We start from the raw sequence: 21,180 nt of genomic DNA, 5'->3' as shown, positions 1-21,180 counted from the left end.
TTCGTCCAACTATGGGGGTTCACTTCACAAAATTATGCTTGCTTTTTTTATTAGCTACCCATATACTTAGTTACATAAGTAATTAACCGAATAACTAAGGAGGTGCGCTCTTGCAGTTTCATTTTGACGAATCGGCGCCGCTATACCAGCAGATTGCCGCTCAACTAGAAGAAATGATTTTTACCGGTGTCTTTCCGGAAGGCAGTCAGGTCCCATCAACGACGCAGCTGTCGACCGAGTTGCACATCAACCCGGCAACCGTCCTCAAGGGGATGAATATGCTGGTCGAGAAAGACTTGATTGAAAAACGTCGTGGCCGGGGAATGTTCGTCACTGCCGGCGCCCAGGAGAAGATTATGCAGACACGCAAAGAGAGTTTTTACAAAGATTACGTGAAGAGCCTGTTATTGGAAGCCCACAAACTGGGGATTACTAAGCAGCACTTACTAGAACTGATTGAACGGGGGGAGAACGATGGAACAGTTAACAATTAGTCACATCAGCAAAAAATACGGCCGGCAGAAGATTTTAGAAGACCTAAGCTGCCAGTTAGCGCCGGGGAAGATTTATGGCCTGCTTGGCCGAAACGGGGCAGGGAAGTCGACCCTGCTCAATATCATTACGGGCCGGATTTTCCCGACGGCCGGGATGGTCTCTCTTGGTAAACTGGGAACCAACGACCAGGACCAGGTGTTGGGCCAGTTTTACCTGATGAGTGAAAGTAACCTCTACCCGAAGCGGACAACGATTCAACGGATGTTTGACCTGGCGGATGGTTCCTACGGCAATTTCGATTACCAAAATGCTGAACGCCTGCTCAAGGCTTTTGGAATTAGTGCCAAGACTCAACTGAGCAAGCTCTCAACCGGGTTGCAGACCGCTGCCAAGCTGGTCGTGGCCCTGAACGTCAATGCTAATTACGTTTTCCTGGATGAACCGACGCTGGGGCTGGACGCTAACCACCGGGAGCTGTTTTATAAGGAACTGGTCAAGAGCTACCAGGAGAAGCCGCGGACATTTGTCCTTTCGACCCACCTAATCGACGAAATCCAGCAACTGGTGGAATACGTGCTGATTTTGGCGGACCACCAGCTGATTGCTGATGCCGACGTCGAGGAAATGTTGGACCGGGCCCACACGGTGACGGGACCGGAAAAGCTGGTCGACCAGTATGTTGCGGGCTTGCGGGTCCTATCCACGGACCAGTTGGGGACGGTCAAGACTGCCTATGTCTATGACCAGCTTGATGACCAGCGGGTAATTCCTGACCAGGTTAAGCTCGGACACTATGATTTACAGAAACTCTTTATTGAATTAACGAATGGGGGCAGTAAGAATGAGTAAGCAGAAAATGACTTTGGTGATGACGAACGTCTTCTACCGTCTCGGACAGGCAATTTTAATTACGGTTGGTTGGGTCGTCGGTTTTGAAGTGGTCGTTTCCCTGATGGGGCTAGGTTTCAACCACAACCTTGAATCATTCCTGGTCACGTTGCAGGCCATCCCATCTACCCTGGCGGTGTTTATCAACCTGATTCTTTTCGCCTACTTCATCGTTACGCCCTACGTTGATTTTAAATGGGCCATCCAGAACGGGATTTCCCGGAAGACGATGTGGCGCGGGCGGGCGCTGGCCCTGTTCTTGGCGACGCTGGTGATCTTTATCCTCGATGAATTGCTATCACTGGCTAACCAGCCGGCAATGAGCCCGCGGACCCTGCTGGTCAACTTTCTGATTCTGCTGACCGTGGTCGTGACCTGCCAGGCAATTGGTAACGGCTTCGGTCTGCTGAGCCGGACCTGGAAGTGGATCGTTGGGATCGGCCTGCCGGTGATGTTTATCATCCTCTGCGTGATGCTGGGTCGGTTGATGCTGACCCTGAACAACCAGATTACAGCATTAGTGGAAAATAAGCAGTTTGTTACCGCAATGGCGATTGTATTTAATAATCCGGTGATTCCTTACGTGCTCTGGTTAGTCTACTTCGCGATTGTTCTTGGCCTGACCAAGCTCTTCAACGACCGCCTGCAGTTGCGGCGGGATTAAAGAAAATAACTCCTAGTCATTTTTGAGATGACTGGGAGTTATTTTCGTTTTAAAACAGGACCGACAAGTTCAGCCCCGTAATCAGGGCAACCAGGGCGTAGCAGACAACCATCTGCCAGCGCCGGTTGACGTGGGGGCCCATCAGGTCACGGTTGCTGGTGATAGCAACCAATGGGAAGAGGGTAAAGGGCAGGGCGATGCTCAATACCACCTGGGCATAGATAATCAGCTGCTCGAACTGGTTTTCATTGAAACGGATGATAAAGCCGATAATGAGGATCGGAATCAGGGTCACGAATCTGGTCAGCAGGCGCCGTTTCCAGAGGGGCAGGCGGATGTTGATGTAGCCCTCCATCACGATTTGCCCGGACAGGGTCGAAGTAATCGATGAAATCAGCCCGGTAATCAGGAGCGCAAAGGCGAAGAGCCAGCTCATCAGCGGGCTCGCCAGGTGGCCGACGATTCCCGGGTCCTTTAGCGCGTAGAAGACTTCTTGCAGGCTAGTCAAGTCGCCGTGGTGGAAAAAGAGCGTTCCTCCCAGGACCAGCAGGAGGGCGTTGACAATCAAGGCCGCAATCAGGTGGATGACTGAATCCCAGTTGGCGAACTTCAAAGTCTCGGTCACCTGCTTGGGGTCGTGTTCGTCATAGCGCCGGCTCTGGGCTAGGGCCGAGTGGAGGTAAATGTTATGGGGCATAATGGTGGCCCCGATGATCCCCAGGCTGAGAACTAACTCTGCGTGGTCAGTTAGAATCTGGGCGTGCGGGGTGAAACCTTCCAAAATGGCAACGACGGCGGGATGGGCCCGGCAAACTTCCGCGGCGAAGATGACACCGACGGTTAAAATCGCGAAGAGCACGATAAACTCAATTCGTCGAATCCCGAAGCGGAGAAAGAGCAGGACGACCAGCACGTCGGCAATTGTTAACAGGACCCCAACCACCAAGGGCAGGCCAAAGAGGAGCTTGAGGGCAACCGCAGTTCCCACGACCCCGGTCAGGTCCGTCGCCATCATCGCAATTTCGTTGAGGATCCAGAGGGTGAGGCGGACGGGTTTATTGACCCGGCTGGCAATCGCCTGGGCCAGGTCCGTCCGGGTAACGACGCCCAGCTTGATCGACAGCGACTGCATGACCATCGCAATCAGGATAGAGCAGAAGAGGACAATCAGGAGTTGGTAGCCGTACTGGCCGCCCCCGGAGAGGGAGGTCAGCCAGTTGCCAGGGTCCATATAACCGACCGCGACTAGGGCCCCCGGGCCGCTGTACGCAAGGAACTTTTGCCAGAAGGCTGATTCATAGACCGTTGGGACCTTCACGCTGCCGTTGATTTCATCGAGACTTTTCTTTTTCATGCCTGACCGCCCCGTTTCTGGGCCAAGTTAGCGATGAAGCGGGCAAAGGCGGGCTGGTCATTGAGGGCGGGTACGAGGTTGAGTTCCTGGCCGCCGCTGGACCGGAAGACCTGGTAGTTTTGCACCCCGTCCTCTTCCAAGGTTTCCAAGCAGTCGGTCACGAACGACGGCACCGCGAGCAACACATTGCGGTTGCCCAGCTGGGCCTCCTGCATCAGGGTATTGCGCAGGTAGGGCTTCAGCCAGGGCATCGGGCCAAATTTCGACTGGTAGGCCATCTTGATTTGCTCGTCTGGGATGTCTAACAGTTGCCGCAGGCGGGCGGTGGTTCGCTCGGTTTCTTCCTGGTAGGGGTCGCCGTGTTTGACCATGGCTGTTGGAATCCCGTGGTAGGTAATCAGGAGCCGGTCGTACTTCTTCCTTTGCCAGGCCGCTTGGATGTGGTCGGCGAGCAGCTGGAGGTATTCCGGCTCGTCAGCAAAACGGTCAATGACCGGAATTGTCGGGTCGACTGCGTGTACTTGGTCAATGATTGATTGGGTGGTGCTCTGCGTAAAGTGGGGGAAGAGGGGCAGGACGGTGACCTCTTCGCCAGCGTTGAGCATGGCCGTCAGGGTTTCCTGAATGGATGGTTGCTCGTAAGTCATTGCCATCCGGACATCCCAATCGGGCAGGAGGTCCTGCACCCGCTTTGTCAGCCGTGCTGTATAGACGATAAGTGGGGACCCCTCTTCCGTCCAAATATCCCGGTAAAAGGTTGCCGACCGCCAGGACCGCATTGGGAGGACGAAGCCCTTGAGGATGGGCTGCCAGAGTGCGGGCGGCATGGTGACCACGTTGCGGTCGCTGAGAAAGACGTTGAGGTAGTGCTTGACGTCGGCCGTAGTTGGCGTGGCGGGTGAACCCAGGTTGACTAATAGTAATCCGTTCTTCTTCATTCTGCGACTCCTCACTTTAGTTGTGTAACTGCCGGGCCTTGAGTGCCCATAAAATGGAAACAGTGTCGATGACTTCTTGCAGCATGGCACCAACAAATGCGGGGATGACCCCGGTGCTGGCGATGAGCATTAAAACCGTACAGATTGCGATTCCGATGAGGACCGCCTGCTTGGCGATTCGGAGGGTGTCCTGGGAGATGGTGACCGCTTTGGCAACCTTTGCCAGGTCATCCTTTAAGATGACAACGTCGGCCGTTTCACTAGCCGCGGTCGAACCGTGCGCTCCCATCGCGATCCCAACATCGGCTGTGGCTAGTGAAGGAGCGTCGTTCACCCCATCCCCGACCATGAAGACCGGGTGCTCGCTTTGGGGGATGGACTGGAGAGCCGCAATTTTGTCCTGGGGCAGGAGGTCGGCCTTCACCGTGGAAATTCCCACCGCCTTAGCGACTTGCTGGGCAATGGCACGCTGGTCCCCGGTCAGCATGATCAGGTTGGTTACCCCCGCGGCCTTTAGCTTTGTCATGGTTTGGGCAGCTTCGGGCCGGACGTGGTCGGTAAAGGCGATGGCTCCGTAATAGGTTCCGTCAACACTGACGTAGATAGCGGTGGTGTCGAGGGCCGCTTGCTGGTTTTGGGGAGCGACGAATTGCCGCTTGCCGACTTTGACCTGGTGGTCCTCAATCATTGCCGTAATTCCCTTACCTGTTTCCTCGGTTAAGCCGGAGACCGCTGCTAGAGAAATATTATGTTGGCTAGCATAGGCGAGCAGCGACCGGGCGAGAATGTGGGAAGAGTCTTGTTCGGCGCTGGCAGCTAGGTGGAGGAGCCGTTCCTTAGTAATTGTCCCGGCAGGGAGGATTTGGGCAACGGTGAGGTGGCCGTTGGTTATGGTCCCAGTTTTGTCAAAGGCCCCGGTCCGGGCCCCGGCCAGCTTTTCAAGAACACTGCCGGTTTTCACGACGATTCCATTCCGGGAAGCACGGCTCATTCCAGAAACCATCGCGACTGGTGCCGCAAGGATGAGCGGGCAGGGGGAAGCCACGACGAGGACTTCGGCAAAGCGGCGCGGATCCTTAGAAAGCCACCAGGCAAGGAGTGAAACCAGGATTGCGGCAACCGTAAACGGCACGGCATAGCGGTCGGCCAAACGAACAAAGTGGGCCGGTGTCTGCTCTGCTTCCTGAACGAGTTTGACCAGCTGCTGGTACTGGCTGTCCTTGGCCAGTTTGGTGACCGTCAGCGTAATAGCCTCATCGCCATTGATAGAACCGGACATGACCGTATCACCCACCGTTTTGGCGACTGGCCGGGCTTCACCAGTTAACGAGGACTCGTCGAATTCGCCCGTTCCCTTAATAATCAGGCCATCAATGGGAACGAGCTCACCGGGCTTGACGATGATTTTGGCACCCACCGGGACGTCGTTGACCGGGACGTCCTTGCTGCCATCCGGGGTGACGACGTGGGCAAAGCGTGGTGAGTTGTCTAGCAGGGCTTTGAGCTCGGTATTAGCTTTCTTGGCGGCATAGTCTTCCAGGGCATCCCCACCGGTCAGCATGACGAGGATGACCATAGCGGCCCAGTATTCGCCGACCGCGAGGGTAGCGACGACCGCGAGAATTGCCAGGAGGTCGACCCCATACTTGCCGGACCGCAGGGTTTTAACCATCCCAACCAGCATCGTCAAGGCAACGATTGCCCCGGCGATGGTGACAATGATTTGAGCGAGCAGCGGGTAGTGGAAGCCGTACTGTAAGATGAGGGCGATTCCCGCAATGATAATAGTTAGCCATAGTTTTTGTTTGTTTGATAAGCGTTGCATTATTTTAACTTCCCTTTGATAAACTCCATACATACCTATTATAGTTTACTTGCATGGAGATATCAGGCGTTCAGAAGAATTCTGTCCGCGATTTTATGATAAAAACGGCCCGGGACCAAGCAAGCGCCAGGTCACGGGCCGTCAATATTTTAGTAGGTTGGTTCAATCTTGAATTCACGTTGGGGTGTCAGGTCGGCATCTGGGTACTTGTTGGCCAGGGCGGTAATCAGCATCCGCTTTGCCAGGTCGCCATTACGGTCAAGCACCGTGTGCATGTTGGTACAAAAGACGTTTTTGTAAATCGCACCCTCAGTGTCGTCATCCTGGTTATTCCCGACGCCCTCGATGACCTTGCCCAGGGGCTGTTCGTCCTTTCCCAAGTAGGTGACCAGGTCGTGGTTTTCGTGACCGTGGTAGTTGAGCCCCCACTTGGTCTTGACTACCAGGTCGTCTTGGATTGGCTCCTGGTCAGCCGGCAGCTCGCTGCGGTGGGAAAGCAGGCCAGCACCAGCTACCTTGTTGCCGTGCTGGTCAATGTAGGATTGGCCGAGCAGCTGGTAACCTTCACCGACCGCTAGCAGCGGCCGGTTATTTTCGATGTACTTCGCCAGTTCATCGTGCTTGCTTGGAATGTCTTCCAGCGCGATTGACTGCTCAAACTTCTGTCCGGCGCCAATCACCATCAGGTCGTAATCAGCGGCCTTAAAATCGTCTTCCACGCTGACAACACGGCTGGCGACGTCGATGTCGAGGAGGCTGCCGTAATACTTGAGTGCCATGATGTTGCCGAGGTCGCCATAGGTGTTCAGCAGGTTGCCGTAGAGGTGGGCAAGTTGCAGTTGGTATGTCGCCATTATTCCATCCCCCCATCAATCAATTTTTGTTCGGCCAGTGCTTTCCGCAATTGACGCATCGCGGTGTAACAGGTGACCACGTAGAGGCGCTTCGTTGGCATCTCTTTAATGCGGTCGATCAGCTTGGCCGGATCGGGTTCCACGTTAACGTCGGTAAAGCCGCCAAACTTGAACCGGGTAGCGGCGTCCTTGTAATTCGACGCGCCGACCAGGTAGTAAGGAATATCGTGTTCTTTTAACGTTTCGAAGTTACAGTCCCAAATCCAGGAAGTATCTTCGCCATCGGCAGGCAAAGCCGTCAGCATAAAGGCAAAGGAGAAGGGTTCCTTGTCGGTCTTAATCATATCAAGGACGGTGTCGACCCCAATTTGATTCTTGACCATGATAATGACCATTTCCTTGTCGCCGATTTGGACCCGTTCCTGCCGACCGAAAATTTCGGGGCTCTTTTCAAAGGCCGTCTTGATTGCTTCCTGGTCAACCCCCATGAAGCGGGACAGGGAGTAAGCGGCGAGGGCGTTGTAAATGTTATAGGAGCCCCCCACCGGAATCTTGAATTCGTAATCATCGAACTTGACGGTTGAGTCCGCTGAGGTCATTTCGTCAACGGCCGTAACCCGGTAGTCCAGTTCTGGCCGCTTGTGACCACAATTAGGACAGAAGTAGGCGCCGAGCCCGCCGTAGGTGATGAAGCCGTAGTGGATGATGTGGTGGCACTTCGGACAAACGACCCCGTCAGTATTAGATGGGGCTTCCAAATCACCCATTGGCTGGTCGTCAAAACCGTACCACACGCGGGGGTTTGGTAGGTCGACAGAGTTGAAGATCGGGTCGTCGGCGTTGGCAATAATTGTTGCGTTCGGCGCCATCCGGACACCTTCCAACATCCGGTCCCAGGTGGCGTACAGTTCGCTGTACCGGTCGAGCTGGTCCCGGAAAAGGTTGGTAAAGACGAAGGCTTTCGGCTTAAAGTATTTAACGATCCGGACGATGTTGGCTTCGTCGACTTCCAGGACGGCCAGGCCCTTCTTCTTCGGCTTAGGGGCGGACATGAAGATCGTGGCGATTCCCCGCTTCATGTTTGAACCGGTCGGGTTGTAGAGGACATCCGGATACTTTTGCTTGAGGGCCTGGACGGCGAGGGCGGTGGCGGTCGTTTTACCGTTCGTTCCACCAACGATTACAAAGTCGTAACGGTCCTTGTAGTGGTATAAAATATCCGGATCGATTTTCAGAGCGATGAGGCCGGGGAGGGAGCTCCCACGGTTAAAAACGTCGTGGAGGACAGAGTAGGAGAGGTGTCCAACCCCTGCCGCGACAGAGCTTTTGAAAGACATATGGATGTTTCCTTTCTGGTCTAAAATTGCTTCTGAGCTAAGTCAGAAATTCTCTTGAATATTATATGAAGATTTTGTGAATTTGAAAAGGATTAATTTCTCGGAGGCATGGGCAGCTACCTGGATTGCCGAATGGGGCGGTATGTATGTCTAATCCCACTGGTTTCAGTTTGGAATGAGTGGCTTTAGGGCGAAACCGTCAGCGGGATCTCCTAAGATTAGCTTTGTGACAAAAAAGTGGTTGGGAGAGTGAGAAAAAACACCGAAAATCGGCTGGCAAGCTGATTTTCGGTGTCTGTCTTTCGTTGCTCTTGGGGTGATCAAACACTAGCTTATCAGTGCTTGAACCTATTGCGCTGCTTTTTGCTTGTTATGGCGGTAAATCCAGGCGGTCAGGATTGGTGTCAAAATGGCGGTAATAACAACCGCGGCAGTAATTTGCGCGGTTGCGGTCCCGACTACTGATTTATAACTAGCATCAACTGCCGCTAACGCAGCCGGGGTAGCCATATTTGCACCGGCACAGCTAGAAATTGCGGCACCAGCGACCCCGGAACCACCAGTTAATTTGTCGGCAAGAATCGCGCAGATACCACCGACAAAGGTAACGACAAAGCCTAAGAGGATGCCGGATAAACCACCAGTGAATATTTGCTGGAAGTTCATCGTACACCCTAACGCAAAGCCAACGACAACGATTGAGGCATTCATTCCATCATTCAGGATTTTCTTAATCGCCGGGAAGAGGTTAGCCAGCACCATCCCCACTAGCAGGGGGAAGGATGGTGGCGACCAGTGTAATAAGTGAGAATGAAGCCAAGCCCGAGGAGGCTAAAGCGATCATTGTAATATACGGGCCAACGGCTAGAATGGTAATTCCAACGGCAGCCTCATCGATATTATCGCCAAAGTCGTGGACGATTCCGGCATACATGGCGTTATTAGCACAAGACATTGCGCCAATAATTGCTAATGCACTCAAGCCAAGAAAATTATTATTAAGAACTTTGCCAACGAATAAGCCGAGGGCGACCGCAACGATAACCTTGGTTAAAATAATCGTTCCGCCGCGTTTGATTGCAGCACCGGTAGACCGGAACGAGATGGAACCACCAATAACGAAAAGGAAAGCCCCGACAAGCGCACCAGATCCTTGCGCTAACGGGGTGGTAAAACCACCTATTTTCAGCCATGAAGGGAAGAGGGAGTTAATACACGCTCCGATAAACATGGGAATAATAATGTTCCCACCGGGGATAGAAAATTTTTTCTTTGCTTTTTTAGTAGAACTCATGAAACCTGTCCCTTCTTTAACCATCCATCACGATGCCGCCATCGCAGTCACCAATTTCTCCAGTGATAAAGCTGGCCGCGTCACAACCAAAGAAGAGAATCATTTGTGCGATTTCTACTGGCTCCGCTGCACGACCGAGCGGGATCATGCCAATGATTTTAGCATTCTTATCCGGGTCTTCTGCTAGTGAGGTCGTCATTGAGGTGTGGGTAAATGAAGGGGCAACTGCGTTTGCAGCAATACCGTACTTCCCGCCTTCCTTAGCAATGGCTTTGGTAAAGCCGTTTAAGCCGGCCTTAGAGGAAGCGTAGGCGACAGTGCCCAACAGGCCGCCGCCAATCTTGCCGGCAACAGAGGAGACATTGACGATTCGGCCCCCGCCATTGGCTTTAAAATGCTGCCAGATTGCGTGAACAGTGTTGTATGGACCGGTTAAGTTAATTTTGATTGTTCGATCCCATTCTTCTGGTGGAAGGCTGTCAAAGGACTTGGCGCTGATGACCCCGGCAACGTTGATCAAGACGTCTATCTTGCCAAAATCATCAATAATTGTGCTGAATTGCTCGTTAACTTCGTCCCGGTTTCCCTGGTCGACATGGTAAGTTTTAACTTTACCGGCAAACTTTTCCGTCACTGCTTGAGCAGCCGCATCATCAATGTCTAATAGGGCAACTTTACCGCCACCGTTGACGATTCCTTGAACGACTTCTTTCCCGATTCCTTTAGCACCACCAGTTACGATCGCGTTTTTACCTTGGTAGTCATAAATCATCATAATCACCTCTAATTGAATAAAATGTCATGTAAGCGCTTACTGAAAATGATTATATCGTATATAATATTAATAATCTATTCAATTCCGCAGTAACGTGCATTGAAAGGTGATTTGCCAGGCCTAAACAGCTACCATTGTGTTTTGACGATGGAAAAGTAATCAAATCGCTTCGGAAAGCTAAGATTATTACTTAGCCAGTTTTTTTATTAGTCTCATATGAAGTCTACTTCATTAAAAAACCGCAAAGTAGGAATTAAAGGTTCTGCGATGCCGGCTCGCAAGTTAAGAACGACTTATTTTAGTGCAGAAGATCATCACTCCCCGTATTTATTAACTAGGGATACCAAGGAGGGATGATATGCAAGTAACCGATTGGCGCCAACGTCTTGCTCAGGCGGGACTCACAGATGACTTTATCTTTAATAAGACTTTTCTTGATGCGCGGCTCGCTAAAGAGCTGATTAGCCGAGTGCTTCCCGATATTCAGGTGGGCAAGCTCAAGATTGTTGAAACCCAGCATGAGCTAACTGCAACCCGCGACTCTAAGGGGCTCCGTTTCGATATTTATGCTGAAGATGACTCTAAAAATCGCTTTGATATTGAAATGCAGGTTCTTAACCGCCATAATTTGGCCCAACGGATTCGTTTTTACCAGTCGCTGATGGCAATGGATTCCTATGAACGGGGCAAAGATTATCGTGAAGGTGGTAATGCTTTCGTGATTTTCTTCTGCTGTTTTGACCCGGGCGGCAATGGCAACCAGTGGTACCGGGTAGAGCGGGAAATCTACAGTAGTTCATCTCGCTCCCGGCTTGGCGATGGGGAGGTGAGCTTGTGCTTTGACGTAACGAACTCGTCACACACCGTTAGTCAGCCACTGCAAAATTTTCTGGACTTGCTAGCCGGCCGTAATGTTGATGAGAGTGATGATTTCATCGTACAATTAAGGAAACGAGTTGCCTTTGTTAAGCAGAACCGGAAATGGAGGAGAGAATACATGTTACGAACGGTTTACGAGATGGATATTGAGCATGATCGCCGTCAGGCTGTTAAAAAGGGTCATGAACAGGGATTACTCGAAGGTCATGAACAAGGTGCCACCGATGAACGCCTCAACCTTGTTTGTGACCTTATCAGAAGTGGTCAGTCTGCGGATGAAGTAATTAAGTTCTTGACCACTATTCGCCGGATGCCGACTGCTGAGGCGGAAAAGTATTACCAGCAAGCAGTAGAAAGGCTTAAAAAGCACGGGGAGGGTAAATGACTAAATTCAAGCGAGTCATTTTAGTAGTTGTGGAGGGCCTAGGGCTGGGCGCGGCACCCGACGCTGCCGTTTTCTCGGACAGCGGTGCGGATACCCTTGGTCACTTGGCAGATCATTTCCGTGCCCGTCTCCAGTTACCGACTTTGCAGCGCCTGGGGTTGACGGCGCTCCATCCAGTGGCCTTCACTCCGCCGGTCGTTCAGGAGCACAGCTATTACGGCCGGTTAAGGCAGATGACTTCTGAAAAATCAGCAATTGAGGACTACTGGGAACTACTGGGGGTCGTCCGTAAACAGGACGCCACTGCCTATCCCAGCGGCTTTTCGGCTGCCTTCGTTCACCAGCTGGAACGGCAATTTCACCGGCCAGTGTTAGTCAATGCTCCTTACCAGCCCCAGCACCTGCTCGAAGACTACGGTGATGTGCAAGTAGCTACCGGCGGCTTACTGGTCAGTACCAGTGGTGGCTCAGACATGGTGGTCAGCGCGCATGAGGCCACGGTTACGGGCGATGAGTTTGCCCGGCTTGGACGGTTCATTCGTCACTGGTTCGATGAAGAGGGTAGTGGCCTCCTCCGGCAGGTAACTACGCGTCCCTTCGCTGGTGGGCCTGGCCGCTATTACTACCGCTCAGCAGAGCAACGGATCTTTTACATGCGCCCACCTCAACCAACAGTGGTTGACCGGGTACGGGCTGCCCACCAGCCAGTGAGGGTTATTGCCGGAACAACGGTGTTTTCTGACCTGCAGACGGTCTTGCGCGAAGACCCGGCCACCGGCTTATACCTGGTCCCCGTACATGAAATTGACCGGGCTGGCTACCAGCGGGATCCGGAAAAAAGTGGTCAGCATTTGATGGAAGTCGACCGTCACTTGGCAGAAGTACTGCCGTTGGTCCGCACTGACGACTTATTATTAATCACGGCTAACCACGGTAATGATCCGGCCTTTGCTGGTGAGGGGAGTACTCGGGAATGGCTGCCATTGCTGGCATACTCGCCATCTCTGCGGGGCGGGCGCTTGGCGGACAGGTCAACGCTGGCCGACATCGCAGCAACGATTCAGGACGTTCTTGGCTTAGCTGACGACCAAGTGCGCGGTTACGGTCACAGCTTTCGCTCCTTGCTGCTTTAGAAAATATAATGAGGCTGGGAATTAACTCAACCTCTTTAATATTTTAAAGTTAGTAATGCCTCAGCGCAGTAGCTGGCTGGCAGTTCAAACGCTGATAAATCAGCGTTTGACCAACCCCAAATAGGCTAGCTTCGCGTCGTAGCCATCCTTGCGGAGGTTCGAAGACAAACGGCCCAAATCAGCTTGCTAGCCGATTTGGGCCGTTTTTTCTCACTCTCATTCAATTTAAGGGACAGCTATTTAGCGACGGGAATTAAAGTAAAAGGCCAGGGCGATGATTAGGATTAAGACGAGAATCGCTACCCGCGGATCCGCTTTAAACAACTCGTTCATCGCGTGGACCTGGCCGATTCCAGCTGGTAATTCAAACATTAGCTCCTCCTTAACACTTTCCTTCTATTATCCTTGAACGGGTCACTTTGACAACTAATTTGCACTGAGCAGGATAGTGGGGCATGGGATGGATTTATGGTAAGCTGGGCAGAAGGAGGGATTGCGATGGAGAAAAAGAACCTGCGTGAAAAGTTAACCCCCATCCAGTATGCCGTTACCCAGGAAGCCGCTACGGAACGGCCCTTTACTGGCAAGTACGACCAGTTTGACCAGCCGGGGATCTACGTCGACGTGGTGAGCGGTGAGCCGCTTTTTTCGTCACTGGACAAGTATGATTCTGGCTGTGGCTGGCCGGCCTTTACAAAGCCGCTTGCCCGGCGTGCCGTTAAGGAAAAACGCGACCAGTCGTTTGGGATGGAACGAACGGAGGTGCGTAGTCGGGAGGCAGATTCGCACCTTGGTCATGTCTTTACCGATGGACCCCAGGAACGTGGAGGCCTGCGTTACTGCATCAATTCCGCGGCACTGCGCTTTATTCCAGCCGACCAGCTCGAAGCTGCCGGTTATGGTGAGTACATGCGTTTATTTAAATAATGATTTATAAAATGGTCTCCAGAAGTGTGGGCATTACCAACTTCTGGAGACCATCCTGGTTTAAAGGGTGTCCAGCCTGGTCAGGGGTTAAACGTGCTTATCTTTTGCCGTCACGGTGCCGACATTCGCATCGGCCATCCGGCGAAGGTAGCGCCAGATTTGGGGCCGGTAGCGGCGGAGGGCTACTAGGAGGACTAGGTAAACCACGATGCAGCTGCCAATCAGGTACGGGTTTTGGGAGATGAACGCGGCAAAAATCAGGGCGTTCAGCGGCCGGGCCATCAGGTTGAAGCTGGTAACGAGGACGATTCCCGCGGGAATTACGGCGCCGTAGTGTCTGAGGGCTCCGGTATACATTGCGGCCGACCAGCTGGAACAGTACAAGCCGATGCTGAACCAGACGATTCCGTTAGCGATGACCTTGAGAATATTACCGTTGGTGAGGGCGACAATCGATTCCACCATGAACGGCAGGGAGATAAGGTCGACGACTGGCAGAGTTCGGTTGCCGGGGAGAATAAAGGCCAGGGCAACCATGATTGGAATCAGGATCATCCCCGAAATGATGGTTGCTGACTCACCATAACCTACCCCGTCGTCAACGGCCAAAAACCAGCGCTTGCGATCGTTGACTGAATCAGCGGAAGCAGAACTTCCTGCGCTTCGCTGCCGGTGCTGGTCAATGCTATCTGCCAACGGGGTGAAGGCTTTAGCAAAGACGTTGGTGACCAGGGGGAAAATCGTCATTACGGCAGATAGTTGGACGGCGAATTGTAAAATTTGGCCCCAGGCCTGGTAGCTGCCCAGCCGGTTAAGGTTGCCGAGGATCCCGATAATCAGCCCGAGGATTGCCCCCAGCGCGGTTGGCTCACCTAAAATGCCCAACCGTTGCTGGAGACTCTGCGGGGTGAACTTCACCTTGTTAAAGCCGAGCAGGTTCCAGAGCGGGTCCAGAAGAATGGCTGGGACCGTCTGGACGATGTTGTGGGGTGCACAGACAGTCGCGTTGTTGACTTTGTAGTAACGAGACCAGCTATCAGCCTGAATTTCTGCCAGCAGCAGGGAGTAGAGGAGCATGAAAAACGACAAGCCCAGGGCTAGCCAGTAGTTTTTGGTAACGTAGTACGCAACCGTTCCCCAGATCATAAAGCCAAAATTGTTCCAGAGGTTAGAAGGCATAAACACCTTGGTGATGCCCACTGTGAAGAGGATAAACTCAGCAATCAAACCAAAAACGAAAAAGGTCAGCCCGACCGAGGAACCGAAGCTGGCGAGTGAGCCAGCCTGCCAGCCGATATCAACGACGGGGAGATGAATACCGGAATTATCGACCATCTGCCGGATAATCTTGGTGACTACCGGGGTGAATTCGCCGATAATCCAAGAAAAACCGGTGAGCCCGACCCCAGCGTAAAGGCCGGAACGGACGGCTGTTTTAACCGGCACCCGCAGGCAGAGGGCGATAATGAAGATCATAATTGGGACCACCACGGTGGCACCAAAGGAATTAAAAAAGTGATTAATAAATTCGAGCAAGGAAAGCACGCTCCCTTCTTTAGACTATCCCCATTATAACGTTATTAGCAAAAACACCGGTCAGAAAAGCTAAGAACTTTCCTGACCGGTGTTGGTATAAAATGAATAATTGCTCTGTAAGTTAATTAATTTTGTGGTTTACCCATAAACATCCCCGCGGCAGAGGCAATCAGAATCCCAAGGAAACTTACAACGGCAATTGCATTACTTAAAGCTGACATCATGGTAAACACCCTTTCTAGTTAATTAATCTTTTGTTTACACTCATATTATAACAATGATAGCGCTTCGCGAAGATAATAATTAGCTAATTTTTTTCTGAGCAATTAGGGTGAAATGCTTATCGTTTGCTTAGGAAAAGTTAAGGATTGTGCCAGCAGTGCTTTAGAATCAAAAGCAAATCTGTTTAGTTGCTTAATAAACAAAAGCAGGGCGTGGGAGAACGACTAGCCAGGCTAGTGCTGTCCCACGCCCTGATAAAATTTAGAAAAAGTCCCTGATAATCTGCTTGTAGGTCTTCACTGTCGCGAGGTAAGCAGGAATCGTCGTGTACTCGTCGGTCGCGTGCGCTACGTCCCAGGCGTCACTGCCGAGGACGATGACGGGCAGGTCTGGCCGTTGGCGACGGAAAACGCTAGCGTCCGTTGCCCCATTGATGATTCCGGTCTTGACCGGGGAGGGGAAGAAACGCTGAGCAGCCCGGAGCGCTGACTGGACAAAGTCACTATTAGGGTCCGTGCTGATGGGGTGATAGTCCCAGAAAATATTTAGCTTCAAGTGAAAGGGAGTTTGGTGGTTGATCTGGTCAATCACCCGGTTAAGCCGGGCCGCAACTTCCTGGTTATCACAGGCCGGGGTGGGGCGGATATTCCCCTCCAACTTCGCGGTATCGGGGATGCTGTTGACCTGGTGCCCACCTTCAATCACGGTGACGCTGTGCTGAACCTTGCCGAGGTAGGGGTCAACGGGAGCATCAGCGAACAGGCTGCTTTCGGCTTCGATGAACTTTACCAGTCCAGTGATGGCGTTGATTCCTTGGGCTGGCATCGAGCTGTGGGCCGTCTTGCCAGTGCTGGTAACCTCGTAGTTGAGGCTGCCGGAGTGGGCGAAGATAACGTTCCCGCCGGTGGGCTCGCCGACAACCAGGGCACTGAGTTCGTTCGCCGCGCCCTGGCTGGCTAAGCGGTTCGCTCCCGGGGTGCCGAGTTCTTCACCAGCAGTGGCAATCAGCTTGACGGTCCCGTTCGGCAGTTCGCCGGCCTCTTGGAGTTCAATCAGTGCTAACACCTCGGCGGCCAGGCCACTCTTCATGTCAGCTGCGCCCCGACCGTAAAGCCGTTCGCCCACGACTTCCCCGCCGAAGGGGTCGTGCTGCCAGCTCTTGGGGCTGCTGACGGCAACGGTATCCATGTGGCCGGTCAGGCCGAGTACCCGGTCATCACTGCCCCGGCCGATTTGGGCCGTCAGGTTTGCCCGGCGGTCGCCAAATTCGTCAATTTGAGCGGCAATTCCGTGTTCTGCCAGTAGCTGTTTCAGGTAGGTTGCTACCTCAATTTCGTTGCCATTGGCGGAATGAATCCGAATCAAATCTTGCAGTATCTGAACCTGTTCGCTTTCTTTCATCTTGCGTCCTCCTCACAAATTTACCGGTCTTGGTGGTTGAGCTTCTTGGCTAAGAGGTCACCGATGACTTGGATAATCAGAACAAATAAGAGTACCAGCAGGGTCGCTACCAGGGTCACGTCATTGTTGAAACGGTCGTAGCCGTATGAAATAGCAGTGTTACCTAAGCCCCCGGCGCCAATTGCCCCGGCCATGGCGGTCAGACTGACCAGGCTGATCAGGGAAACGGTGGAAACCCGAACTAATTCTGACCGTGATTCACGGAGATAGACGTCAAAGATGATGTCCTTGTTGGTAGAACCAATCGCCTGGGCCGCCTCGATCTTACCCTGGTCCACGCTCTTGAGCGCCACTTGGACTTGCCGGGCGTAGAAGGCGAAGAAACCGATGGATAGGGGAACGAGGGCGGCGGTGGTTCCAATCTGGGTGCCCACGATGGCCTGGGTCACTGGGGCGATGAAGGCCAGCAAGATGATGAACGGGATGGCCCGGAAGACTGAAACGACCTTGTCACAGATATTGAAGACCAGGCGGTTTTCCAGGATACCTCCAGGTTCAGTAACGACCAGGGCGACCCCGAAGGCGAGACCAATCAGGCCCCCGATGATGGCCGGCCAGACGGTCATGTAGATGGTTTGGCCGATGGAGGTTCCCCAGCCATTATCGCCTCCCCAGCCGAGCTGTACGACGTTTGGTAAAAAACTACTCATGCCAAATCCTCCTATCATCAATCTTTGTTACGGTAACCTTATTATCTTGCAGGAATTGAATGGCGGCCTGGCGCTGCTGCTCATCGCCCTTGACGACAACGAACAGGGTCCCAACCGGTTCGCCCCCGAGAACTTCGATGTTCCCGTAGAGCATACTTGCTTCTACACCGAGCTTCTTGTAGAGCTCGATGATGATCGACTTAGTGACGTTATTGCCATTGTAAACCAGTTGGAAGAGGTCCTCGTCAGCCGTTAGCTGGTCGAGGTCAAATGCCTTGAGGGTATCGATAGCCGCCAGGGACCCGCCGACGAACTGCCGGGTCAATTCCCGTTGCGGCTGCAAGAAGACCTTTTGCAGGGGACCCCGTTCGATGATTTGCCCGTGCTCCATGACCGCAATCTTGTTCGCAACCCGCTTGACGGCGTCCATCTCGTGGGTGATCAGGACCACCGTTAAGTCTAGTTCGGTGTTGAGCTTCTTGAGCAGGTCCAAAATCTGGTTAGTATTTTGCGGGTCGAGGGCTGACGTTGCTTCGTCCGAAATCAGGATGGCCGGGTCGTTGGCCAGTGCCCGGGCGATGGAAACCCGCTGCTGTTCACCACCGGACAGCTGGACAGGGTAGAATTCAGCCTTGTCTTTTAGGCCGACCAGTTCGAGCAGCTCGTAAGCCTTCTTTTCCTGGGCGTCGTCGTCCAGGTCGCTGTGTTTGAGCGCGAAGAGGACGTTTTCAATTACCGAGGTTTCGTTCAAGAGGTTGAAGTGCTGGAAAATCATCCCGATGGACCGCCGCTTTTTCTGCAGTTCCTTGTTGGACAACTGCTGCTGGTGGTCCTTGAAAAAGACGTCGCCGTCGATGGTCACGGTGCCATCAGTCGGCTTTTGCAAGAGGTTGATAGTCCGCACGAGGGTCGATTTCCCGGCCCCGGAGTAGCCGACGATACCGTAAATATCGCCCTTTTCGATTGATAACGACACATCTTTGACCGCGTGGACAACTTCTTTGCCCTGCTTGAAGGTGACGTCAATGTCTTGTAAGTCAATAATTGGGTTCGCCATACGCTACCTCCTACTTGTTAAAGTTGAGATCCCAGGCTGGAATTTCGGATGAGCCGTAATACTTCTTGATCAGCTGCTTCGTCTTTTCAGTCTGGTAAGCCTTCACAACATCCTTGTAAGCCTTGTTGTTCTTGTTCTTCTTCTGAACCGCGATAATGTTGACCCACTGCTTGGAATCCTGGTTGATTGGTTCCACGAAGATCGCCTTCTTGTAGTTCAGGCCGGCTGCCTGAGCGTAGTTGGTGTTCACCACAGCGGCGTCGACATCGTCCAGGGAGCGGGCAGTTTGATCGGCGGCTAGTTCCTTGATCTTGATGTTCTTCTTGTTATCAGTGATGGAGGAGGCGGTTGCCAGCTTAGTTCCCTTCTTTAAGTTGAAGAGGCCAGCGTTCTTCAGTGCGAAGAGGGCCCGGGATTCGTTGGAAGCATCGTTTGGTACCGCCACGGTTGCGCCGTCTGGCAGGTCCTTAATGTTCTTGTACTTGTTGGAGTAGACCCGGATTGGGGTGATGAACGTGTCACCGAGAGCGACGATGTCGGTGTGGTGAGCCTTGTTCCAGGTTTGCAGGAACAATTTATGCTGGAAAGCGTTCAGGTCAACATCGCCATTTTCCAGAGCCTTGTTTGGCTGGTTGTAGTCGGTGAAGCGCCGGAACTTAACCGTTACCCCATACTTATCCTTGGCGGTTTCGGCAACCGAATTCCAGATGTGGTCATCGGCCTTGGAACTAGCCATGATTCCGACCGTCACGGTCTTAGCGGCCTGTTGTTGTGGCCGGACAAAACTAAAGTAACCCGCGATCAGAACGACCACTACGACCACTGCCCAAATAATTGCATTGCGTTTCTTTCTTCTCTTCATAATCAAAACTCCCTTTCGTTTTTCAAAAAATATAATGTTAATTAACCAACCGTTGCCACAAAAAAAGCACCCGTCCTCTAATAAAAGGACGAATGCTTCGCGGTACCACCTTTGTTCGTTAGGCCGTCACCAGCCTAACCTTAGTGGGTGACTCTAAGTTAATTCTTAGAATTACCCAGCACTTGTAACGTGTGCTAACCCGTTACCGGCTAACAATCACCGGTACCATTCCAGGCCCATCTTCAACGCTTAGACTCATTGCTTTCCACCAACCAGCAACTCTCTGAACAGCTTGGGCGTTTACTCTGCCTTTCGATATGTTTTAACGTTTGATTAATTTGTTGTCACTAATTATAATGACATTCTCATTTTTGTCAACGGCTTTTTTAATCTTTTTTCAAAAAAAGGTGGGGTTAATCATTTTACCAGTGCGGTATAATAGGCACAAATACTAAAGCGGGTTGGGGTAATATGAAAAAACAAGCAGTAAAGTTAGAGGACGTGGCCGCGGTCGCTGGGGTTTCCAAAACCACGGTTTCCCGGGTACTCAATCACCGGGGCTACCTGAGCCAGGGGACAATCGATAAGGTCCACCAGGCGATGCAGGAGCTCCACTACCGGCCTAACGTCATCGCCCGGCAGCTCTTCCAGCAGAAGACTAACCTGGTCGGGCTAGTCTTTCCAACGGTCGATAACCCGTTCTTTGCCCAGCTGGAGGCTCAGCTGGACCAGGAACTCTACCGGCAGGGCTACCGGGTCCTGATGGGCAACAGTCAAAATAATCCTGAACGGGAAGAGGCCTACTTGCGCCAGCTGCTCAATGGGCAGGTCGATGGTCTGATCGTTGGGGCCCACAACGAAGGCATTGAGCAGTACCGGGATACCCAGTTGCCGATTGTTTCGATTGAGCGCTGGGTGAGCAAGGATATTCCGGTGGTGGCGGCGGATAACTATGCCGGCGGCAGGATGGCTACGCAACGGCTGCTAGATGATGGCTGCCAGCATATTATCCATACTAATTATCCCCACGGCTTGCCGTCACCAAACTTGGAGCGCCGGCGGGCTTATGAAGAATTGATGCAGGCCCGGCACCGGCCGGCGATTACTTATGAGGTTAACTTTGACAGTACCGATGAGGAGAAGCGGGCGATTTTTAACCGGCTCTTTACCGAGCACCCGGAAGTTGACGGTGTGTTTGCTGATAACGATACTAACGCGAGCCTGATTATCCAGGTTGCACGGAAACGGGGCCGTCATATTCCCCATGATTTAAAGGTAGTCGGCTTCGATGGGGCCAACATGACCCGGACCCTGCTGCCAGAGTTAACCACAATCCAGCAGCCAATCGACGAGATGGCGAAGCGGGCGGTAGAACTTTTACAGAAACGAATTGTCGGTGAACAGGCCACTGGTTCTGTGCAGCTCCCGGTTAAGCTAATTGACGGGGGAACAGCTTGATAAATGGAGAAATTAAGACAAGCGAGTAGGACAGGACTAGCTTGGCTAGTTCGTCGTCTCCCCCCTCCGTCGCCGCGCAGCAAGCCTATTTGGGGTTGGGCAAATGCTGATTGATCAGCGTTTAAACTGCCGAGCCAGCTCCTGCGCTGTTGCATTTTTATCTTTATAATAGTTAAGAACTAGCAA

The 21,180-nt window shown here is 52.6% G+C and carries 19 protein-coding genes, 1 pseudogene and 1 other annotated feature; of the genes and pseudogenes, 7 read left to right on the top strand and 13 right to left on the bottom strand.

Features of this window, described 5'->3' with window-relative positions; all coding sequences use genetic code 11:
- Positions 1-110: 110 nt before the first annotated feature.
- From FC49_RS08430 to FC49_RS08420, 3 genes are read left to right on the top strand one after another with little or no spacing between them, the layout of a single operon-like run.
- Positions 111-494, top strand: coding sequence for a GntR family transcriptional regulator (locus FC49_RS08430; protein ID WP_003713630.1), 384 nt, complete (start codon positions 111-113; stop codon positions 492-494).
- Positions 475-1,344: an ATP-binding cassette domain-containing protein gene (locus FC49_RS08425; protein ID WP_056984763.1), complete on the top strand. Its 870-nt coding sequence runs from the start codon at positions 475-477 to the stop codon at positions 1,342-1,344. Before FC49_RS08430 ends, FC49_RS08425 begins: the two co-directional genes overlap by 20 nt.
- Positions 1,337-2,047 carry a hypothetical protein gene (locus FC49_RS08420; RefSeq protein WP_003713578.1) on the top strand — a complete coding sequence of 237 codons (711 nt, stop codon included), beginning with the start codon at positions 1,337-1,339 and terminating at the stop codon, positions 2,045-2,047. The genes FC49_RS08425 and FC49_RS08420 overlap by 8 nt, the downstream gene beginning before the upstream one ends.
- Before the next feature lie 49 nt (positions 2,048-2,096).
- On the opposite strand, the gene FC49_RS08415 is transcribed toward FC49_RS08420, so the two are convergent.
- The 7 genes and pseudogenes from FC49_RS08415 to FC49_RS08385 all read right to left on the bottom strand — a co-directional run bounded on the left by FC49_RS08415 (position 2,097) and on the right by FC49_RS08385 (position 10,421).
- Complete coding sequence (locus FC49_RS08415) at positions 2,097-3,401, bottom strand: Nramp family divalent metal transporter (RefSeq protein ID WP_003713565.1); 1,305 nt, start codon at positions 3,399-3,401, stop codon at positions 2,097-2,099.
- Positions 3,398-4,339, bottom strand: coding sequence for a ferrochelatase (gene hemH, locus FC49_RS08410; RefSeq protein ID WP_003713615.1), 942 nt, complete (start codon positions 4,337-4,339; stop codon positions 3,398-3,400). Before hemH ends, FC49_RS08415 begins: the two co-directional genes overlap by 4 nt.
- Positions 4,340-4,355: 16 nt before the next feature.
- Positions 4,356-6,164: a heavy metal translocating P-type ATPase gene (locus tag FC49_RS08405; RefSeq protein ID WP_003713640.1), complete on the bottom strand. Its 1,809-nt coding sequence runs from the start codon at positions 6,162-6,164 to the stop codon at positions 4,356-4,358.
- 149 nt (positions 6,165-6,313) lie between these two features.
- On the bottom strand, positions 6,314-7,018 hold the full coding sequence (locus tag FC49_RS08400) for a type 1 glutamine amidotransferase (protein WP_003713590.1): 705 nt from the start codon (positions 7,016-7,018) through the stop codon (positions 6,314-6,316).
- A complete protein-coding gene (locus FC49_RS08395) occupies positions 7,018-8,355 on the bottom strand; it encodes a Mur ligase family protein (protein ID WP_056984762.1) in 1,338 nt (445 codons plus the stop codon). Before FC49_RS08395 ends, FC49_RS08400 begins: the two co-directional genes overlap by 1 nt.
- 348 nt (positions 8,356-8,703) lie before the next feature.
- A pseudogene (locus FC49_RS08390) lies at positions 8,704-9,649 on the bottom strand (2-keto-3-deoxygluconate permease).
- A 16-nt stretch (positions 9,650-9,665) separates the two neighbouring features.
- Positions 9,666-10,421, bottom strand: a complete 756-nt coding sequence (locus FC49_RS08385) for an SDR family NAD(P)-dependent oxidoreductase (protein ID WP_056984761.1) — start codon at positions 10,419-10,421, stop codon at positions 9,666-9,668.
- A 361-nt stretch (positions 10,422-10,782) separates the two neighbouring features.
- On the opposite strand from FC49_RS08385, the gene FC49_RS08380 reads away from it, so the two are divergent.
- Together FC49_RS08380 and FC49_RS08375 are read left to right on the top strand one after the other, a co-directional pair.
- Complete coding sequence (locus tag FC49_RS08380) at positions 10,783-11,688, top strand: Rpn family recombination-promoting nuclease/putative transposase (protein ID WP_003713557.1); 906 nt, start codon at positions 10,783-10,785, stop codon at positions 11,686-11,688.
- A complete protein-coding gene (locus FC49_RS08375; protein WP_003713651.1) occupies positions 11,685-12,821 on the top strand; it encodes an alkaline phosphatase family protein in 1,137 nt (378 codons plus the stop codon). Before FC49_RS08380 ends, FC49_RS08375 begins: the two co-directional genes overlap by 4 nt.
- Before the next feature lie 240 nt (positions 12,822-13,061).
- Here the strand turns inward: FC49_RS08375 and FC49_RS10335 are convergent, their stop codons facing one another.
- The gene (locus tag FC49_RS10335) at positions 13,062-13,193 is read right to left on the bottom strand and encodes a hypothetical protein (protein ID WP_003713613.1); all 132 of its coding nucleotides are present in this window, start codon (positions 13,191-13,193) and stop codon (positions 13,062-13,064) included.
- A 126-nt stretch (positions 13,194-13,319) separates the two neighbouring features.
- On the opposite strand from FC49_RS10335, the gene msrB reads away from it, so the two are divergent.
- On the top strand, positions 13,320-13,748 hold the full coding sequence (msrB, locus tag FC49_RS08370) for a peptide-methionine (R)-S-oxide reductase MsrB (RefSeq protein ID WP_003713588.1): 429 nt from the start codon (positions 13,320-13,322) through the stop codon (positions 13,746-13,748).
- A gap of 87 nt (positions 13,749-13,835) precedes the next feature.
- Here the strand turns inward: msrB and FC49_RS08365 are convergent, their stop codons facing one another.
- The 5 genes from FC49_RS08365 to FC49_RS08345 all read right to left on the bottom strand — a co-directional run bounded on the left by FC49_RS08365 (position 13,836) and on the right by FC49_RS08345 (position 19,536).
- Positions 13,836-15,284, bottom strand: a complete 1,449-nt coding sequence (locus tag FC49_RS08365; RefSeq protein WP_003713657.1) for a PTS galactitol transporter subunit IIC — start codon at positions 15,282-15,284, stop codon at positions 13,836-13,838.
- A 483-nt stretch (positions 15,285-15,767) separates the two neighbouring features.
- Complete coding sequence (locus FC49_RS08360) at positions 15,768-16,907, bottom strand: ArgE/DapE family deacylase (protein WP_056984760.1); 1,140 nt, start codon at positions 16,905-16,907, stop codon at positions 15,768-15,770.
- A 20-nt stretch (positions 16,908-16,927) separates the two neighbouring features.
- Entirely contained in the window at positions 16,928-17,617 is a 690-nt protein-coding gene (locus FC49_RS08355) for a methionine ABC transporter permease (RefSeq protein ID WP_056984759.1), read from the bottom strand.
- Positions 17,610-18,674, bottom strand: a complete 1,065-nt coding sequence (locus tag FC49_RS08350; protein WP_056984758.1) for a methionine ABC transporter ATP-binding protein — start codon at positions 18,672-18,674, stop codon at positions 17,610-17,612. The genes FC49_RS08355 and FC49_RS08350 overlap by 8 nt, the downstream gene beginning before the upstream one ends.
- 10 nt (positions 18,675-18,684) lie before the next feature.
- Positions 18,685-19,536 carry a MetQ/NlpA family ABC transporter substrate-binding protein gene (locus tag FC49_RS08345; RefSeq protein WP_003713637.1) on the bottom strand — a complete coding sequence of 284 codons (852 nt, stop codon included), beginning with the start codon at positions 19,534-19,536 and terminating at the stop codon, positions 18,685-18,687.
- A gap of 81 nt (positions 19,537-19,617) precedes the next feature.
- Positions 19,618-19,861: a binding site (T-box leader), on the bottom strand.
- Between the two features lie 146 nt (positions 19,862-20,007).
- On the opposite strand from FC49_RS08345, the gene FC49_RS08340 reads away from it, so the two are divergent.
- The gene (locus FC49_RS08340) at positions 20,008-20,994 is read left to right on the top strand and encodes a LacI family DNA-binding transcriptional regulator (RefSeq protein ID WP_003713562.1); all 987 of its coding nucleotides are present in this window, start codon (positions 20,008-20,010) and stop codon (positions 20,992-20,994) included.
- Positions 20,995-21,180 lie beyond the last annotated feature (186 nt).

This window comes from Limosilactobacillus oris DSM 4864 (assembly GCF_001434465.1).
Taxonomy (GTDB): Bacteria; Bacillota; Bacilli; order Lactobacillales; family Lactobacillaceae; genus Limosilactobacillus; species Limosilactobacillus oris.
The sequence above is the reverse complement of the archived record's forward strand: the minus strand, read 5'-3'. Positions and strand labels throughout refer to the sequence as shown.

What these genes read in the sequence shown, in the direction of transcription:
- FC49_RS08355 (WP_056984759.1), bottom strand. Translation starts at nt 17,617, where the DNA reads ATGAGTAGTTTTTTACCAAACGTCGTACAGCTCGGCTGGGGAGGCGAT.
- FC49_RS08400 (WP_003713590.1), bottom strand. Translation starts at nt 7,018, where the DNA reads ATGGCGACATACCAACTGCAACTTGCCCACCTCTACGGCAACCTGCTG.
- FC49_RS10335 (WP_003713613.1), bottom strand. Translation starts at nt 13,193, where the DNA reads ATGTTTGAATTACCAGCTGGAATCGGCCAGGTCCACGCGATGAACGAG.
- msrB (WP_003713588.1), top strand. Translation starts at nt 13,320, where the DNA reads ATGGAGAAAAAGAACCTGCGTGAAAAGTTAACCCCCATCCAGTATGCC.
- FC49_RS08425 (WP_056984763.1), top strand. Translation starts at nt 475, where the DNA reads ATGGAACAGTTAACAATTAGTCACATCAGCAAAAAATACGGCCGGCAG.
- FC49_RS08415 (WP_003713565.1), bottom strand. Translation starts at nt 3,401, where the DNA reads ATGAAAAAGAAAAGTCTCGATGAAATCAACGGCAGCGTGAAGGTCCCA.
- FC49_RS08420 (WP_003713578.1), top strand. Translation starts at nt 1,337, where the DNA reads ATGAGTAAGCAGAAAATGACTTTGGTGATGACGAACGTCTTCTACCGT.
- hemH (WP_003713615.1), bottom strand. Translation starts at nt 4,339, where the DNA reads ATGAAGAAGAACGGATTACTATTAGTCAACCTGGGTTCACCCGCCACG.
- FC49_RS08350 (WP_056984758.1), bottom strand. Translation starts at nt 18,674, where the DNA reads ATGGCGAACCCAATTATTGACTTACAAGACATTGACGTCACCTTCAAG.
- FC49_RS08345 (WP_003713637.1), bottom strand. Translation starts at nt 19,536, where the DNA reads ATGAAGAGAAGAAAGAAACGCAATGCAATTATTTGGGCAGTGGTCGTA.
- FC49_RS08405 (WP_003713640.1), bottom strand. Translation starts at nt 6,164, where the DNA reads ATGCAACGCTTATCAAACAAACAAAAACTATGGCTAACTATTATCATT.
- FC49_RS08375 (WP_003713651.1), top strand. Translation starts at nt 11,685, where the DNA reads ATGACTAAATTCAAGCGAGTCATTTTAGTAGTTGTGGAGGGCCTAGGG.
- FC49_RS08360 (WP_056984760.1), bottom strand. Translation starts at nt 16,907, where the DNA reads ATGAAAGAAAGCGAACAGGTTCAGATACTGCAAGATTTGATTCGGATT.
- FC49_RS08385 (WP_056984761.1), bottom strand. Translation starts at nt 10,421, where the DNA reads ATGATTTATGACTACCAAGGTAAAAACGCGATCGTAACTGGTGGTGCT.
- FC49_RS08380 (WP_003713557.1), top strand. Translation starts at nt 10,783, where the DNA reads ATGCAAGTAACCGATTGGCGCCAACGTCTTGCTCAGGCGGGACTCACA.
- FC49_RS08395 (WP_056984762.1), bottom strand. Translation starts at nt 8,355, where the DNA reads ATGTCTTTCAAAAGCTCTGTCGCGGCAGGGGTTGGACACCTCTCCTAC.
- FC49_RS08340 (WP_003713562.1), top strand. Translation starts at nt 20,008, where the DNA reads ATGAAAAAACAAGCAGTAAAGTTAGAGGACGTGGCCGCGGTCGCTGGG.